Annotated in this window: 13 protein-coding genes and 1 pseudogene; 8 read left to right on the top strand and 6 right to left on the bottom strand. The window is 56.1% G+C overall.

All coding sequences use genetic code 11. The annotated features are described in order from the left end of the window. Positions 1-109: 109 nt before the first annotated feature. Complete coding sequence (gene lrp, locus C0560_RS07275; RefSeq protein WP_000228473.1) at positions 110-604, bottom strand: leucine-responsive transcriptional regulator Lrp; 495 nt, start codon at positions 602-604, stop codon at positions 110-112. A 551-nt stretch (positions 605-1,155) separates the two neighbouring features. On the opposite strand from lrp, the gene trxB reads away from it, so the two are divergent. The 6 genes and pseudogenes from trxB (at position 1,156) to infA (ending at position 6,983) form a co-directional block, all read left to right on the top strand. Next, the gene (trxB, locus tag C0560_RS07270; protein ID WP_248859907.1) at positions 1,156-2,124 is read left to right on the top strand and encodes a thioredoxin-disulfide reductase; all 969 of its coding nucleotides are present in this window, start codon (positions 1,156-1,158) and stop codon (positions 2,122-2,124) included. Positions 2,125-2,237: 113 nt separating this feature from the next. Next, complete coding sequence (gene cydD / locus C0560_RS07265) at positions 2,238-4,004, top strand: cysteine/glutathione ABC transporter permease/ATP-binding protein CydD (protein ID WP_248859906.1); 1,767 nt, start codon at positions 2,238-2,240, stop codon at positions 4,002-4,004. After that, positions 4,004-5,725 carry a cysteine/glutathione ABC transporter ATP-binding protein/permease CydC gene (cydC, locus tag C0560_RS07260; RefSeq protein ID WP_123429167.1) on the top strand — a complete coding sequence of 574 codons (1,722 nt, stop codon included), beginning with the start codon at positions 4,004-4,006 and terminating at the stop codon, positions 5,723-5,725. Before cydD ends, cydC begins: the two co-directional genes overlap by 1 nt. Positions 5,726-5,771: 46 nt before the next feature. Beyond that, positions 5,772-6,476 (top strand): leucyl/phenylalanyl-tRNA--protein transferase, encoded by a 705-nt coding sequence (gene aat / locus C0560_RS07255; RefSeq protein ID WP_100777018.1) that lies wholly within the window; start codon positions 5,772-5,774, stop codon positions 6,474-6,476. A 187-nt stretch (positions 6,477-6,663) separates the two neighbouring features. Next, positions 6,664-6,837: pseudogene (locus C0560_RS21005) on the top strand (hypothetical protein); the annotation flags it as partial. Then, positions 6,765-6,983: a translation initiation factor IF-1 gene (gene infA, locus C0560_RS07250; RefSeq protein ID WP_002211347.1), complete on the top strand. Its 219-nt coding sequence runs from the start codon at positions 6,765-6,767 to the stop codon at positions 6,981-6,983. The pseudogene C0560_RS21005 and the gene infA, both read left to right, overlap by 73 nt. A gap of 240 nt (positions 6,984-7,223) precedes the next feature. Here infA and clpA read toward each other — a convergent pair whose 3' ends face one another. Further along, positions 7,224-9,503 (bottom strand): ATP-dependent Clp protease ATP-binding subunit ClpA, encoded by a 2,280-nt coding sequence (clpA, locus tag C0560_RS07245; RefSeq protein WP_100777019.1) that lies wholly within the window; start codon positions 9,501-9,503, stop codon positions 7,224-7,226. Positions 9,504-9,530: 27 nt separating this feature from the next. Further along, positions 9,531-9,851: an ATP-dependent Clp protease adapter ClpS gene (gene clpS / locus C0560_RS07240; RefSeq protein WP_025912927.1), complete on the bottom strand. Its 321-nt coding sequence runs from the start codon at positions 9,849-9,851 to the stop codon at positions 9,531-9,533. Positions 9,852-10,171: 320 nt separating this feature from the next. Here clpS and cspD point away from each other — a divergent pair, with 320 nt between their 5' ends. Next, a complete protein-coding gene (gene cspD, locus C0560_RS07235; protein WP_100777020.1) occupies positions 10,172-10,393 on the top strand; it encodes a cold shock-like protein CspD in 222 nt (73 codons plus the stop codon). A 104-nt stretch (positions 10,394-10,497) separates the two neighbouring features. Here cspD and macB read toward each other — a convergent pair whose 3' ends face one another. Both macB and macA read right to left on the bottom strand, forming a co-directional pair. Next, positions 10,498-12,438, bottom strand: a complete 1,941-nt coding sequence (gene macB / locus C0560_RS07230) for a macrolide ABC transporter ATP-binding protein/permease MacB (protein WP_123429168.1) — start codon at positions 12,436-12,438, stop codon at positions 10,498-10,500. Beyond that, positions 12,435-13,550 carry a macrolide transporter subunit MacA gene (gene macA / locus C0560_RS07225; RefSeq protein WP_123429169.1) on the bottom strand — a complete coding sequence of 372 codons (1,116 nt, stop codon included), beginning with the start codon at positions 13,548-13,550 and terminating at the stop codon, positions 12,435-12,437. The genes macB and macA overlap by 4 nt, the downstream gene beginning before the upstream one ends. Positions 13,551-13,710: 160 nt before the next feature. Between macA and C0560_RS07220 the strand changes: the two genes are divergently transcribed. Then, positions 13,711-14,667 (top strand): VirK/YbjX family protein, encoded by a 957-nt coding sequence (locus C0560_RS07220; protein WP_248859905.1) that lies wholly within the window; start codon positions 13,711-13,713, stop codon positions 14,665-14,667. Here the strand turns inward: C0560_RS07220 and C0560_RS07215 are convergent. After that, a complete protein-coding gene (locus C0560_RS07215) occupies positions 14,664-16,322 on the bottom strand; it encodes an ATP-dependent endonuclease (RefSeq protein ID WP_248859904.1) in 1,659 nt (552 codons plus the stop codon). The genes C0560_RS07220 and C0560_RS07215 overlap by 4 nt on opposite strands. Positions 16,323-16,416 lie beyond the last annotated feature (94 nt).

The following is a 16,416-nucleotide window of genomic DNA, read 5'->3' as shown; positions in this document are numbered from 1 at the left end:
TTCCTGCCTGTTTGCTAAAACGGACAACAGCGCCGGGATACCCGGCACTGTTGCTGTATGGATTAACAGGAGTGTAATCAAATTACGCTGATTTTGCACCTGTTCCGTATTAGCGCGTCTTAATAACCAGACGATTGCTCTGTTTGACCTCTTCCATCACCACGTAGGTGCGGGTGTCATTCACGCCAGGCAGTCGCAGCAGGGTTTCACCCAACAGTTTACGATAGGCTGACATGTCCGGTACACGGGTCTTCAACAGGTAGTCGAAATCACCAGAAACCAGATGACACTCTTGAATTTCTTCAAGTTTTTGCACTGCGGTGTTAAATTGCTCAAACACATCCGGCGCGCCACGATTCAGAGTAATCTCAACAAATACCAGAAGTGAGGCATCCAGATAATGCGGGTTCAACAGAGCCGTATAGCCCTGAATAAAACCCTGTCTTTCCAGTCGGCGCACACGCTCAAGGCATGGCGTCGGAGAAAGTCCCACACGTTTTGAAAGCTCGACGTTGGAAATACGCCCATCCTTTTGCAATTCATTCAGAATGTTACGATCGATACGGTCGAGATCTTTGCCAGGGCGCTTCTTGCTATCTACCATTATTATTGTCTCTCTGTATTCCTTCCCTACTCCTGCCTGGACCCTGTGCACATCACTGTTCAGAGCCTGTACCCGTTGCTTATCACATCGCCTTTTATAGTTTGTACGCGATGCAGATTCGGGTTCTACGGTGAGAAGACCGTTGCCAGAAGGCTGTCACCGACATCACGCATGGCATCTGTCCACACCATGCGTAGATTTCACTGACCCGGTAAAAATGGCGTTTCCGTGCATGTCTATGCGACACAACGTTAGCGCGGCTTTTTTTTCTTCCTTCAATGTTTTCGCAAAAGCGCAGGGGATTGTCAAAGCAAAACATCGTTTTTTAGTACAACATGCCAGTTATTCATTGCGACCGGGTATTAATCCTCATTCTGACGCCGTATAAACGACCGTTTTTCACCGATAGTGTGATGTTATTACGCCCAAAAAGGCCGCCTCATCGTCCCCGGCTATTACACAAATCGTTTACAAAATTGCTGTGCTCTTTTTTTAAGGCAACAAATTCCCTACAATCCGAGCAAATGTCTGCCAACAACAATGGGGATCTCATGGGCACGGCTAAACACAGTAAGCTGCTAATCCTTGGTTCTGGACCTGCGGGATACACCGCAGCGGTCTATGCTGCACGCGCTAACCTGCACCCGGTGTTAATCACCGGCATGGAAAAAGGCGGTCAGTTGACCACCACGACTGAAGTGGAAAACTGGCCAGGCGATCCGAACGACCTGACCGGGCCGCTGCTGATGGAGCGTATGCACGAGCATGCCATCAAATTCGAGACCGAAATTCTGTTTGATCACATCAACAAGGTTGATCTTCAAAACCGTCCGTTCCGTTTGACGGGCGACAACGGCGAGTACACCTGCGATGCGCTGATTATCGCAACCGGCGCGTCCGCACGTTATCTCGGTCTGCCGTCCGAAGAGGCGTTCAAAGGCCGTGGCGTCTCTGCCTGTGCCACCTGCGACGGTTTCTTCTATCGTAACCAGAAAGTGGCCGTGATCGGTGGCGGTAACACCGCGGTTGAAGAAGCGCTTTATCTGGCAAACATTGCCTCTGAAGTGCATCTGATCCACCGTCGTGACACCTTCCGCGCGGAAAAAATCCTCATCAAACGTTTGATGGATAAAGTGGAGAGCGGCAACATCGTGCTGCACACCCACCGCACGCTGGAAGAAGTCACTGGCGATCAGATGGGCGTTGCTGGCCTGCGTCTGCGTGATACGCAAAACAGCGACAACATTGAGTCTCTGGAAGTGGCAGGTCTGTTTGTGGCAATCGGCCACAGCCCGAACACCGCTATCTTCGACGGTCAGCTGGAGCTGGAAAACGGCTACATCAAAGTGCAGTCTGGTATTCACGGCAACGCGACCCAGACCAGCATCCCAGGCGTCTTCGCCGCAGGCGACGTGATGGACCATATTTACCGTCAGGCAATCACCTCCGCAGGCACCGGCTGTATGGCTGCACTGGATGCGGAACGCTACCTGGATGGGCTGGCTGAATTAAGTAATTAATCTTTACAAGTCAGTAACAAACGTAAATAAAGGCGGCCACTGGTCGCCTTTATTTTTTCCCACGTGTAACATGCGGTTGTCTAATTTCTTATAACTCACCTGCAAAGCGCGTAATGGAAAAAACCCGTCAACAAGAGTTAACTCGCTGGCTTAAACAGCAAAGCGTTATTTCCCGCCGCTGGCTGACTATTTCCCGTCTTTTGGGTCTTATCAGCGGTTTGTTGATTGTTGCCCAGGCATGGCTGCTGGCCCGCATTCTTAACCATATGATTATGGAGAACATTCCGCGCGAGGCATTATTGATGCCGTTTGTCGTGCTGGTGCTGGTCTTTGTTCTTCGCGCCTGGGTGGTCTGGCTGCGCGAGCGTGTGGGCTTCCACGCCGGACAAAATATTCGCTACGAAATCCGCCGTAAGGTTCTGGATCGTCTCCAGGAAGCAGGCCCGGCCTGGATTCAGGGCAAACCAGCCGGTAGCTGGGCGACACTGATCCTTGAACAGATCGACGATATGCACGACTACTACGCCCGCTATCTGCCCCAGATGGCGCTGGCAGTCTGTGTTCCGCTGCTGATCGTGCTCGCGATTTTCCCCTCTAACTGGGTGGCGGCGTTGATTCTGCTCGGCACCGCGCCGCTGATCCCAATGTTCATGGCGATGGTCGGCATGGGCGCGGCAGATGCCAACCGCCGTAACTTCCTCGCGCTGGGTCGCCTGAGCGGGCATTTCCTCGACCGCCTGCGCGGAATGGAGACGTTGCGCGTCTTTGGTCGTGGCGAAGCCGAAATCGATAATATCCGTCTCGCCTCACAGGACTTCCGTCAGCGCACCATGGAAGTGCTGCGTCTGGCGTTCCTCTCCTCCGGCGTGCTGGAGTTTTTCACCTCACTTTCCATTGCGCTGGTCGCGGTTTACTTTGGGTTCTCCTACCTTGGCGCGCTGGATTTTGGCCACTACGGCACCGCGGTAACGCTGTCTGCCGGTTTCCTCGCCCTGATCCTGGCGCCTGAGTTCTTCCAGCCGCTGCGCGATCTGGGGACATTTTATCACGCCAAAGCGCAGGCCGTGGGCGCGGCTGACAGCCTGAAAACCTTCCTTGAAACGCCGCTGGCACACCCGGAGCGTGGAGATATCACGCTCAACAGCAAAGAACCAATCACCGTTCACGCCGAAGATTTCTCCATCCTGTCGCCGGAAGGCAAAGTATTGGCCGGACCGCTCAACTTTACACTCTCGGCGGGCCAGCGCGTGGTGCTGGTTGGCATCAGCGGCTCGGGGAAAAGCTCGTTGCTGAATACGTTATCCGGCTTTATGGCGTATACCGGCTCGCTGCAGATCAACGGAACGGAACTGCGCTCGCTTGAGCCTGATGCCTGGCGTAGGCAGCTGAGCTGGGTGGGACAAAACCCACAGCTGCCAGCCGCGACGCTTCGCGAAAACGTCCTGCTGGCCCGCCCCGATGCCCGCGAAGATGAGCTGCAATCGGTGCTCGACCGCGCCTGGGTCAGCGAGTTTCTGCCGCTGCTGCCAAACGGCGTCGACACTGTTGTCGGCGATCAGGCGGCAGGACTCTCCGTCGGCCAGGCCCAGCGTATCGCCGTGGCGCGCGCATTGCTGAATCCAAGCCAGTTAATGCTGCTCGACGAACCCGCCGCAAGCCTTGACGCTCACAGTGAACAGCGCGTCATGCAGGCGCTGAATGATGCCTCTCGCCAGCAAACGACGCTGATGGTCACGCACCAGCTCGAAGGTATTGCCGACTGGGATCAGATTTGGGTAATGGAAAACGGGCGTATTGTTGAACAAGGTGATTACGCCACGCTCGCCGCCGCGCAGGGGCCATTTGCCTCCCTGCTGTCTAATCGTCAGGAGGATATTTAATGCGCGCCCTGCTGCCGTACCTCGCATTGTATAAACGCCATAAATGGATGCTGACGCTGGGCATTGTGCTGGCTATCGTCACCCTGCTGGCCAGTATCGGATTATTAACACTCTCTGGCTGGTTCCTGTCGGCTTCTGCCGTCGCGGGCGTTGCCGGGCTCTACAGTTTTAACTACATGCTGCCCGCTGCGGGCGTGCGCGGCACTGCGATTGCCCGTACCGCCGGGCGCTATTTTGAGCGTCTGGTCAGCCATGATGCGACCTTCCGCGTTCTGCAACATCTGCGTATTTTCACCTTCAGCAAACTTCTGCCCCTCTCCCCTGCCGGGCTGGCGCGTTTTCGTCAGGGTGAACTGCTGAACCGCGTGGTGGCCGATGTCGATACGCTGGATCATCTCTATCTTCGCGTGATCTCCCCGCTGGTTGGCGCGTTTGTGGTGATCGTGACCGTCACTCTGGGCCTTTGTGTGCTCGACGTGCCTATCGCTCTCACCCTGGGCGGCATTATGCTGCTCACGCTGCTCCTGCTGCCGCCGCTGTTTTATCGCGCCGGGAAATCCACGGGTGAAAACCTGACCCGTCTGCGCGGCGACTACCGCCAGCAGTTAACGTCCTGGCTGCAAGGCCAGGCAGAACTGACGATTTTCGGCGCCAGCCGCCGCTACCGCGCTCAGATGGAAAGCACGGAGCTGAGCTGGCACGAAGCCCAGCGCCGACAGTCCGAGCTGACGGCGCTGTCCCAGGCGGTGATGATGCTGATCGGCGGTGTTGCGGTGATCGCGATGCTGTGGATGGCATCAGGCGGCGTGGGCGGAAATACGCAGCCCGGCGCGCTGATCGCCCTGTTTGTCTTCTGTGCGCTGGCAGCGTTTGAAGCACTCGCGCCGGTAACCGGCGCGTTCCAGCACCTCGGCCAGGTGATTGCCTCGGCGGTGCGCATTACCCAGATTACCGAACAGAAACCGGAAGTGGCGTTCACCGCACAGCACGATGTGGCTCCTCAGTCCGTGGCGCTGCAGCTGAAAGACGTGACGTTTGCCTACGACGGGCAGGCGCAAAACGCGCTCGATGCCATCAGCCTGACAATTCCGGCCGGCAAGCACGTTGCCGTGCTCGGCAGAACCGGCTGCGGTAAATCGACACTGCTGCAATTACTGACCCGCGCCTGGGACCCGAGTCGGGGCGAAATTCACTTTAACGACACACCGCTTACGGAATTTAGCGAGCCCGCCCTGCGTAAGGCTGTCAGCGTAGTTCCGCAGCGCGTGCATCTGTTTAGCGCCACGCTGCGCGATAACCTGCTGCTGGCGTCGCCGCAAGCCTCTGACAGCGACTTAAGCGCCGTGCTGGAACAGGTCGGCCTGCAGAAACTGCTCGAGGATGACGGCTTAAACAGCTGGCTCGGAGAGGGAGGTCGTCAGCTTTCGGGTGGAGAGTTACGTCGTCTGGCGGTAGCACGTGCTCTGTTGCATGACGCGCCGCTGATGCTCCTGGATGAACCGACGGAAGGTCTGGACGCCACAACCGAAAGCCAAATCCTTGATTTACTGGCGCAAGTCATGAAAAACAAAACCGTGCTGATGGTGACGCACCGCCTGCGCGGACTGGCGAATTTTGACCAAATAATTGTAATGGACAACGGGCAAATTATTGAGCAAGGTAGTCACGCAGAGCTGTTGGCGAAACAGGGTCGCTATTACCAGTTTAAACAACGTCTGTAGACTATATTTGAACCGATCCTAACTCGCGTATTGGAGTTTCGCAGTCATGCGCCTGGTCCAGCTTTCTCGTCATAATATTGCGTTCCCTTCGCCAGAGGGAGCGCTACGTGAACCCAATGGGCTTCTGGCGCTTGGCGGTGATTTAAGCCCGGCACGTCTGCTGATGGCCTACCAGCGCGGCATTTTTCCGTGGTTCTCACCCGGCGATCCGATTCTTTGGTGGTCGCCCGACCCGCGCGCAGTGCTGCTGCCCGCGCAGTTTCACCTGAGTCGCAGCATGAAACGCTTCCATGCGAAATCCCCATATCGGGTGACGCTCAATCACGCGTTCGGGCAGGTGATCGAAGGGTGCGCCCGCGATCGTCATGAAGGCACCTGGATCACGCACGACATTATCGACGCTTATCATCGCTTACATGAACTGGGCCACGCCCACTCCATCGAAGTGTGGGAAAACGAGGCGCTGGTTGGCGGCATGTACGGCGTGGCGCAAGGCACCTTGTTTTGCGGTGAGTCGATGTTCAGCCGCGCCATTAACGCCTCCAAAACGGCCCTGCTGGTCTTTTGCCAGGAGTTCTCTCTGCGCGGTGGTCAACTGGTGGATTGCCAGGTGCTGAACGAGCACACCGCCTCGCTGGGCGCCGTTGAAATATCACGTCGACATTATCTGGAACAGCTGGATGCCATGCGTTTGCAGAAGCTGCCACAGAACTTTTGGGTTCCCAGAACGCTCTTTATCTCTCAGGCATAAATGTTTTCCGCCCATTTCTGATGAGGAGTGTTATAATTGGTGCCGCAGAGTAGGTTCAGCCTGTTGCCCCGCCGCCGTTTGGGAATCCTTCGCACCAGATAACGTCCTTGCGTTTATCCTGTCGCCTCCCCTTTACGAATGCGCTTCTCGTACGGTTATACCGTGACGACTGGGCAATACGCCGAAACTGTTTTGTTGCGTTTTAAACGCGCAATTCTTTACTTAATTGATGAATTTCGGCATTATCTTGCCGGTTCAAAACTTGGTAGTGATACCCCAGAGGATTAGATGGCCAAAGAAGACAATATTGAAATGCAGGGTACCGTACTTGATACGTTACCTAACACCATGTTCCGCGTAGAACTGGAAAACGGTCACGTGGTAACCGCGCACATCTCCGGTAAAATGCGCAAGAACTACATCCGTATCCTGACGGGCGACAAAGTGACTGTTGAGCTGACCCCGTACGACCTGAGCAAAGGCCGCATTGTCTTCCGTAGTCGCTAATTGTTTTCGCCAGTAAAGGCGTAGAGATATTTAAAAAGGTCGGGGAATCCCCGGCCTTTTTTATTTCCGCTATATACCGGGCCAGGCCGAAAATCTATTACCGTCAGAGACCTCACCACCGCCTGCGTTATATCCGAACCGGTCACATGCAACAGCCTGACGCGTTCAACATGCGGCCCCCGCAAAACACAGGCATAAAAAAACCGGGCTTTCACCCGGCTTTTATTTACGCGATATAACTCAGTGGGCCGCTTCTGGCTTATGCTTCTGCGCACTCTGGAAGTCGTACGTCAACTCCCCTTTCGCCTGATCCAGCGCCACGGTCACCTGGCCGCCATCCACCAGTGAACCAAACAGCAGTTCGTTGGCCAGCGGTTTTTTCAGGTTGTCCTGAATGGCTCGCGCCATCGGACGTGCGCCCATCGCACGGTCGTAGCCTTTCTCGGCCAGCCAGTTGCGGGCCTCCTGGCTCACTTCCAGCGATACGCCTTTCTGATCCAGCTGGACCTGCAGCTCGACGATGAACTTGTCCACCACCTGATGGATCACCTCGGTAGACAGGTGATCGAACCAGATAATGTTGTCAAGACGGTTACGGAACTCTGGCGTAAAGATCTTCTTGATCTCTTCCATCGCATCGGTGCTGTTATCCTGGTGGATCAGGCCGATAGATTTGCGTTCCGTTTCACGCACACCGGCGTTGGTGGTCATCACCAGCACCACGTTGCGGAAGTCCGCTTTGCGCCCGTTGTTGTCGGTCAGCGTCCCGTTGTCCATCACCTGAAGCAGGATGTTGAACACGTCCGGGTGCGCTTTCTCGATCTCATCGAGCAGCAGAACCGCGTGCGGATGCTTGATCACCGCATCGGTGAGCAGGCCGCCCTGGTCAAAGCCCACGTATCCTGGAGGCGCACCAATCAAACGGCTGACGGTGTGGCGTTCCATGTACTCGGACATATCAAAGCGCAGCAGCTCAATGCCCAGCGCTTTAGACAGCTGCACCGTTACCTCGGTTTTCCCGACACCGGTTGGACCGGCAAACAGGAAAGAGCCGACCGGTTTATGGTCGTGTCCCAGCCCGGCACGGGCCATCTTGATGGCTTCGGTTAAGGCCTCAATGGCTTTATCCTGGCCAAACACCAGCATTTTCAGGCGGTCGCCGAGGTTTCTCAAGGTATCGCGGTCGCTCTGAGAGACACTCTTCTCAGGGATACGCGCGATGCGAGCTACCACGGATTCAATGTCCGCCACATTAACGGTTTTCTTGCGCTTGCTGGCCGGCATCAGACGCGCACGCGCGCCCGCTTCGTCGATCACGTCAATCGCTTTATCCGGCAGATGACGGTCGTTGATGTACTTCACCGCCAGCTCTACCGCCGCACGCACCGCTTTGGCGGTGTAACGCACGTCGTGGTGCGCTTCGTACTTCGGTTTCAGGCCGTTGATAATCTGCACCGTTTCCTCAACGGACGGCTCAGTAATATCAATTTTCTGGAAGCGGCGCGCCAGCGCACGGTCCTTCTCGAAGATATTGCTGAATTCCTGATAGGTGGTCGATCCCATTACACGGATCTTGCCGCTCGAGAGCAGCGGTTTGATCAGGTTAGCCGCATCCACCTGGCCGCCAGACGCCGCACCTGCGCCGATGATGGTGTGAATTTCATCGATAAACAGGATGCTGCTGGTGTCTTGCTCCAGCTGTTTCAGCAAGGCTTTGAAGCGTTTTTCGAAATCACCGCGATATTTCGTGCCCGCCAGCAGAGAACCGATATCCAGCGAGTAGATGGTGCAATCGGCCATCACTTCCGGAACATCGCCCTGCACAATACGCCAGGCCAGCCCTTCAGCAATCGCGGTTTTACCCACGCCCGATTCCCCCACCAGCAGCGGGTTGTTCTTACGGCGACGGCACAGGACCTGAATCGCGCGTTCCAGCTCTTTATCGCGGCCAATCAGCGGGTCGATCCCACCGACGCGAGCAAGCTGGTTAAGATTGGTGGTGAAGTTTTCCATACGATCCTCCCCGCCTGCTTGCTCTTCATTATTATTGACCTGATTGCTGGAATCCGACGCCTGATTAGGCTCGTCTTTTCGCGTTCCGTGAGAAATAAAGTTCACCACGTCGAGTCGGCTGACTTCGTGTTTACGCAGCAGGTACGCAGCTTGCGACTCCTGCTCGCTAAAGATGGCAACCAGCACATTTGCGCCAGTCACTTCGCTACGGCCAGAGGACTGGACGTGGAACACCGCACGCTGCAGCACGCGCTGGAAGCTGAGCGTCGGCTGAGTGTCGCGCTCCTCTTCGCTGACGGGCAGCACCGGTGTCGTTTGTTCGATGAAGGCTTCGAGTTCCTGACGTAACGCCACCAGGTCCACGGAGCAGGCTTCCAGCGCTTCGCGGGCGGATGGGTTGCTGAGCAGTGCAAGCAGCAGGTGCTCAACGGTCATAAACTCATGACGGTGCTCACGCGCTCTGGCGAAAGCCATGTTTAAACTGAGTTCCAGTTCTTGATTGAGCATAGGCACCTCCCCCAATTTTATGCCTTTTCAGGCTTTTTCCAGCGTACACAGCAACGGATGCTCGTTCTCCCTTGCATACTCGTTCACCATCGCCACTTTGGTTTCGGCTACTTCGGCAGTAAAAATGCCGCAGATGGCTTTGCCGCGATAGTGAACGGTGAGCATCAATTGCGTTGCACGTTCAACATCATAAGAAAAGAACTTTTGTAGCACGTCAATAACAAATTCCATCGGCGTGTAATCATCGTTCATTAACATAACTTTATACATAGATGGCGGTTTTAGCGCGTCGCGCACTTTGTCTTCCGCCAGCTGGTCAAAATCCAGCCAGTCGTTCGTCTTACCCATTGTCAGTCGTCATCATCGGTTACGGTTTCCGGCAGAACATTTTTCGCTGACAGGCATTGATACATATTCTGAATCTACCTCAGATATCAGATAACAAACATCTATTACTGCCATCCGCGATGTCTGTCACATTCCCGTCAATAGCGTTAACTGCTTCAAATTTTGGTTGATTATTGTCCCAACTCCAGCGCCTGACACTTGACGATAAGGCTGGTTTATCTAAATTGTACAAGCGTGAGTTGGCGAGGTTTTGAACAGCCCCCACTCCACCACCGGTTCATTCCATCTTACTTAATAAGATATACGAAGGATGTCGAAGCATGGAAATGGGTACTGTTAAGTGGTTCAACAACGCCAAAGGGTTCGGGTTCATCTGCCCTGAAGGCGGCGGCGAAGATATCTTCGCTCACTATTCCACCATTCAGATGGATGGATACAGAACACTAAAAGCCGGACAGTCGGTTCGGTTTGATGTTCACCAGGGGCCAAAAGGCAATCATGCCAGTGTCATTGTGCCCATTGAAGCAGAAGCTGTCGCTTAGCCCTCTGATTCATTGTGTACATCCTGTCGGCAAAATGCCAGCCCGATCGGCTGGCATTTTTATTTCCAGCACCGGTCGCGCGACGGCGCGTAACCCGGTAAAACTCACTCGCGGGCCAACGCATCCACCGGATCGAGCCGCGCCGCATTGCGCGCCGGTAGCCAGCCAAAAAGCACGCCCGTCGCCGTCGAACATAAAAATGCCGTCAGCAGCGCAAAGGGTGAGAAACCGATCTCCCAGCCCGGTAAAAACAGCTGCAGAGTAAAGGCGATCAGCATCGAAAGCGTGATACCAAACGCACCGCCCACCAGACAAACCAGCACCGCTTCAATCAAAAACTGTTGCAGGACATCGCTTGCCCGCGCGCCAACCGCCATTCGGATGCCAATCTCGCGCGTGCGCTCCGTCACCGACACCAGCATGATATTCATCACCCCAATCCCACCGACGACCAGCGAAATGACCGCCACCAGCGTCAGGAACATCTGAAGAGTACGTGTGGTCTTTTCCGCCGTTTTCAAGACGCCGTCCATATTCCAGGTGAAGAAATCTTTCTTCCCGTGGCGCAGGGTGAGCAGTCGTTCGATCTGCTGTTCGGCCTGAGTGCTGTCGTAACCCTCTTTCACCCGCACGGTGATGGAGTTAAGCCACGACTGCCCCATGATACGCCCGGAAATGGTGGTGTACGGCAGCCAGACGCGCAGGATTTTACTGCTGCCAAACATCGACTGCTTCTCTTCCGCCACGCCAATCACTGTTGCGGGCATGTTACCGACCAGAATCACTTCACCGACGACGTTGGTTTTATTCGGGAACAGCTGACGACGCGAGTTATCGTCCAGCACCACCACCTGCGCGCGGCCTGCAAGCTGCTCTGCGTTAAAGGTTGCGCCCTGGCTGAAGGTCATCCCGTAGACGTTAAAATAGTCGCCGCTCACGCCGTTGGCGCTGGCCGCTACGTCAATATTGCCATAGCGCAGACGCAGGTTTTGCGATACCGCTGGGGTGGCCGAGTTCACCCACGGCTGTTTTTGCAGCGCCACCAGATCGTCATACTTCAGCGCCTGCTGGTTTTGCGGTTCATCGTCACCAAAATCTTTGCCCGGATAGACATCGATGGTGTTGGTCCCGATGGCGCGGATATCCGCCAGCACCAACTGTTTCGCCGCATCGCCCACCACCACAATCGATACCACCGATGCAATGCCGATGATAATGCCGAGCATAGTCAGCAATGTGCGCATTTTGTTCGCCACCATCGCCAGCCAGGCCATGGTTAACGCCTCGCGGAATCCGCTGACAAACTGCCCCCAGCCCGTCGGCGGCGGCAGGATCGTTTTCTGCACGCCGACGTGATTGTTCTTCGCCGGCGGGTTGCTTATCAGTTCACCGTCGTGAATTTCAATGATTCTCTCCGCCTGCGCCGCCACCTGCGGATCGTGGGTGACGATAATCACCGTATGCCCCTGATCGCGCAGTTGGTGCAGGATCGCCATCACCTCTTCACCGGAATGGCTGTCCAGCGCGCCCGTCGGTTCATCGGCCAGAATCACCTGCCCGCCGTTCATCAGCGCGCGGGCAATACTCACGCGCTGCTGCTGGCCGCCAGAGAGCTGCGACGGCTGATAATCGACACGCTCGGCCAGACCCAGACGCGTCAGCAGCGCATGGGCGCGCTCAAGGCGCTTCTTGCGTTCCACACCGGCATACACCGCCGGGACTTCCACGTTTTGCGCCGCCGTCAGATGCGAAAGCAGATGGTAGCGCTGGAAGATAAAGCCGAAGTGTTCACGGCGCAGTTTGGCCAGCGCATCGCTGTCGAGGGTGGAAATATCCGTCCCCGCCACGCGATAGGTGCCGCTGGTCGGTTTATCCAGGCAGCCGAGAATGTTCATCAGGGTGGATTTTCCGGAGCCGGACGCCCCGACGATCGCCACCATCTCCCCGGCTTCAACGCGCAGGGTGATGCCCTTCAGCACCTCCACCGCCCCCTCCCCGGAAGGATAGCTGCGGCGGATATCGTTCAGTTCAAGCAATGCCGTCATTTCGCGGCCCCGGACTGGCTTTCACCCGTCACCACTTCGTCGCCCTCTTCGAGTCCTTTGACGATCACGACGTCCGTATCATTACGCTCGCCAATCTCCACCTCGCGCTCGCGGGTTTCACCGTTACGCAGCACTTTCACTTTATAGCGATTGTTGCCTGCCGGTTCGCCCAGCGCAGCCAGCGGGACGGTGAGCACATCTTTCACGCCCGTCAGCTGAATATGCACCTGCGCGGTCATATCCAGACGCAGCACGCCTTTCGGGTTTGGCACTTCAAAGCGGGCATAGTAGAAAATCGCGTCATTGACCTTCTCCGGCGTCGGCAGAATATCCTTCAGCACGCCCTCATAGCGGGTATTCGGATCGCCCAGCACCGTGAACCAGGCTTTTTGGCCGGGCTTGAGGTGGATAACGTCAGCCTCGGAAACCTGCGCTTTTACCAGCATGGTGCCCATATCCGCCAGCGTCAGGATGTTCGGCGCCTGCTGAGCGGCGATAACCGTCTGGCCCTGCAGGGTGGTGATTTGCGTCACTTCCCCGGCCATCGGTGCCACGATACGGGTGTAATCGAGGTTAGTTTTGGCCGTATCCAGGGAGGCCTGGTTACGTTTGATTTGCGCGTCAATGGTGCCAATCTGCGCCTGTTTTACCGCCAGTTCCGTCGTCGCGGTATCCAGATCCTGACGGGAAACGGCCTGCGTTTTTGCCAGCGCCTGCTGACGTCCAAGCGTCACCTGTGCCAGCTTGCGCTCGGCTTCGGCCTGGCTGCGCTGGGCGCGTAATTCCATAAGCGTGGCTTCTACTTCGCGGATCTGGTTTTCTGCTTGCTCAGGATCGATCACCCCCAGCAGCTGACCTTTTTTCACTTTGTCGCCAATCTCAACCGACAGCGTTTTAAGCTGACCGCTAACCTGCGCGCCGACGTCGACTTTTCGCAGAGCATCCAGCTTACCGGTTGCCAGCACGCTTTGTTGCAGCTCGCCCGGCCGCACAATCAGCGTCTGGTACTGCGGCACAGGTGCATTGAGGACCTGCCACAGCCAGTATCCGCCCACCAGCACGACGACGACCAACAGTAAAAACAGCTTCCTGCGTTTTCCCTTGAGATTCATAAATATTCCAAATAAATGTTCTGGCAATTATAAATGTCGATTCTATCTAAACTGTTCCTCAACGAAACCCCCGTTTTTTTATCTCTCACCTCATTTGTTGACGAGATGTTGATTAAATGGCTGCTGAAATAGAGCTCTCATCCAGAAGCCAGGAATAATCATGTCTTCCATCGCCGATCTACCTTCTTCACAGCCGTCGCAGCCAAAATCAGGCTGGCAGCTTTTCCAGAGCCTTGCATCAGGCGAATTAACACCGGGGCTTGCGTGGCAGAACCCCTCCTATCGGCGTAAATTCATGCTGCGTTCGCTGGCGGCACCGTTCAGCACCGCGCGCCTGCTGGCAAGCCTGGCAAAACAACCGCGTTTAATGCAAATGTTGAACGTGCAGCCTGGGCTGCCGTGCCGTCTGCACCGCCCATGGCTCTCTGTAGACATGAGCCGTCAGCGCGCGCTCGAGGCGCTGAACTGGCACTACCAGACCATGAGCAAAACCCTTCCGGCAACGCTGATGAACGGGTATTTATCCAAACAAGGTGTCCCCCTGTTAACGCTGACCGGCAAAGAAGAACGCCAGTTTACGATCCGCCTGTGTGCCGATGCGTTCCTCGATAAAGAGGGCGAAGCGACGCTGGCCTTCTGCGATCACCAGAATACGGTGTTGGCCGAGATGACCTTCACCCTGTGTCAGCTCGACGGGAAAACCACCCTGTTTATCGGCGGCCTGCAAGGAGCAAAAGCTTTTGTGTCTCACGAGCTGATCCAGGGTGCAACCAAAGCCTGTCATGGCCTGTTCCCGAAACGTCTGCTGGTGGAAGCCGCTATGACGCTGGGCACCGCGTTCCCGGTGGAGCAGATCTTGGCCGTCAGCAACGCCACGCATATCTATCGCAGCTGGCGCTATCGTAAGAAAAAAGAGGGCAAACTGCTGGCGGATTACGACAGTTTCTGGCGCTCAATGAGTGGCGAACCGCTGGCGAGCGGTCACTTCCAGCTACCGCTCGAGATGGCGCGCAAACCGATGGAAGAGATCGCGAGCAAAAAACGCTCTGAATACCGTCGCCGCTATGAACTGCTGGATAGCCTGATCGAGCAGATCAATCAGGCAACCCGCCGCTAGTCAGCTTTCCCGCGTGCCAGCCACAGCACGCGGGAGAACATTTTACGCAGTAATGTCGGCACCGCCTCGACCCCTCTCCGTCCTGCTTCCGCTGACACTTCAATAGCCAGATCCGGCTTCGATGAACGATGTATCGCTTTGGCGATCACCCGCCGCATATTCATCGGCACGCCCGGCGGGATCATGGCCACGCGGTGAAACACATCGTCGAACCCCTGACGATACATAAAGTGTTCCATGTCCATCGCCGGTAATTCCGTGAGGTGCTCCCGCTCCTCTTCCCGGTTGTTGTTCAGCAAACCGCGTACGGTACTGGCATACTTTTTCCCGGCCTCATCGCCATCCACCAGCACATGCCATTCGATCCCCATCCGGCGGGCAAATTTGATCAGCGGTTTTAATCCCGACTGGGCAAACTCAATGACTTTGATCCCTTCGGCGTCGAAATGGTGCCCACACTGACGCGCCAGTTCGTTGATCACCCAGGTCTCCGTTTCCCCCTCAACCAACAGCCAGCAGCGGGCAAACAGCGACGACGCACGGTTAAAGCGGATATGAAATGCGATACGGCGGCCATCTTCCGGATTTAATCCCCCTGGTCCCAAGCGAAACGCGGTGACGCGCGAGGATTCACGCACCAGACGGCAGACATGCTCCACCGGCGTCAAAGAGAGCAATTCCCCGGAGTTAGTGGTCGTGATGCGCTGAAGGGGCAGCAGATTCAAGAGATGCCAGGCCACCGACAGCATGATAGGATGCAGCCGCGTTTCAGGATCTTCCACCAGCAATAAAGGACGCGCGTCGCGGTCCAGCCGCACCGACCCTTTCGCCTGCAGCAGCGTGGAAAACAGCCCCAGCAGGATCACCCGATGCGCTCGCCCACCGGGTTTGTCGATCATACGGTTGATGATATCCAGATAGCGCCAGCTGCGCTGCTCATCGTGAGAACGCCTGCGCATCAGGCGGTGGCGGGTTTGTGTCGTGCCCTGTTCGGAAAAGTAGTGTTCCAGCAGCTGCACCATCGCCGACAGCCCCTGGCGAATCTGCCCGTCCGTGAGATTTTGCGGACGCGCCACCAGCTCGCGCGCCAGAAAATCCAGCTCGCGGGCGGTGACTTCAACGTCGGGCAAATTAGGCACCGAGCCGTTACGGATCCGGCGCATAAAGCGCGCATCCCGTAGGCGCAGCACCGGCATCAGGCGCACCAGATGGGCGGCCTGGGCGTCAATATCCTCCAGCGGAATAGGCTGCCCACGGGCATCCATAAACCCGCGCAGGGTCATCACACTCTCATCTTCCGCCAGCTCGCCTTCCAGGCGATAAAATATACGCTGATAGCCATCATCGGAGGGCGTCCAGCAAGGAGAGAGTGGCCGGTAACGGCGAACGCGATGGCGACCGGGCTCCAGCTCGCGAAAGGTCAAAACGATATGCAGATGGTGCTCGCGCCCCTGAATATCCCCCGGCGGAAACCAAAAGTCCTTCCGAACGAAGCTGTAAAGGTCTGCCTCCGGCGAAAGCAGCAGGGTCAACGCATCCAGAAGGCTGGATTTACCCCAGGCGTTTTCACCGATCAGCACGTTGTTCTGTTCCAGCATTAACGATAAACGGTTAATGCCGCGAAACCCGACGATCTCCACACGTTCGAGAAACATAATGCCCCCTGAAATGCTCACTTTTTCCTTCAAGTTATCAGCAGTATAGCGGCAGGCGGTGTGACAGGACACATTAAGATCGACGGATTATTTC

This window comes from Lelliottia sp. AC1, from assembly GCF_023278595.1.
Lineage (GTDB): Bacteria > Pseudomonadota > Gammaproteobacteria > Enterobacterales > Enterobacteriaceae > Enterobacter > Enterobacter nimipressuralis.
This window is presented reverse-complemented; position numbering and strand designations above follow the sequence as displayed.

Bases quoted from the DNA above. Each gene is read 5' to 3' on its own strand.
- lrp (WP_000228473.1), bottom strand. From the start codon at position 604: ATGGTAGATAGCAAGAAGCGCCCTGGCAAAGATCTCGACCGTATCGAT.
- trxB (WP_248859907.1), top strand. From the start codon at position 1,156: ATGGGCACGGCTAAACACAGTAAGCTGCTAATCCTTGGTTCTGGACCT.
- cydD (WP_248859906.1), top strand. From the start codon at position 2,238: ATGGAAAAAACCCGTCAACAAGAGTTAACTCGCTGGCTTAAACAGCAA.
- cydC (WP_123429167.1), top strand. From the start codon at position 4,004: ATGCGCGCCCTGCTGCCGTACCTCGCATTGTATAAACGCCATAAATGG.
- aat (WP_100777018.1), top strand. From the start codon at position 5,772: ATGCGCCTGGTCCAGCTTTCTCGTCATAATATTGCGTTCCCTTCGCCA.
- infA (WP_002211347.1), top strand. From the start codon at position 6,765: ATGGCCAAAGAAGACAATATTGAAATGCAGGGTACCGTACTTGATACG.
- clpA (WP_100777019.1), bottom strand. From the start codon at position 9,503: ATGCTCAATCAAGAACTGGAACTCAGTTTAAACATGGCTTTCGCCAGA.
- clpS (WP_025912927.1), bottom strand. From the start codon at position 9,851: ATGGGTAAGACGAACGACTGGCTGGATTTTGACCAGCTGGCGGAAGAC.
- cspD (WP_100777020.1), top strand. From the start codon at position 10,172: ATGGAAATGGGTACTGTTAAGTGGTTCAACAACGCCAAAGGGTTCGGG.
- macB (WP_123429168.1), bottom strand. From the start codon at position 12,438: ATGACGGCATTGCTTGAACTGAACGATATCCGCCGCAGCTATCCTTCC.
- macA (WP_123429169.1), bottom strand. From the start codon at position 13,550: ATGAATCTCAAGGGAAAACGCAGGAAGCTGTTTTTACTGTTGGTCGTC.
- C0560_RS07220 (WP_248859905.1), top strand. From the start codon at position 13,711: ATGTCTTCCATCGCCGATCTACCTTCTTCACAGCCGTCGCAGCCAAAA.
- C0560_RS07215 (WP_248859904.1), bottom strand. From the start codon at position 16,322: ATGTTTCTCGAACGTGTGGAGATCGTCGGGTTTCGCGGCATTAACCGT.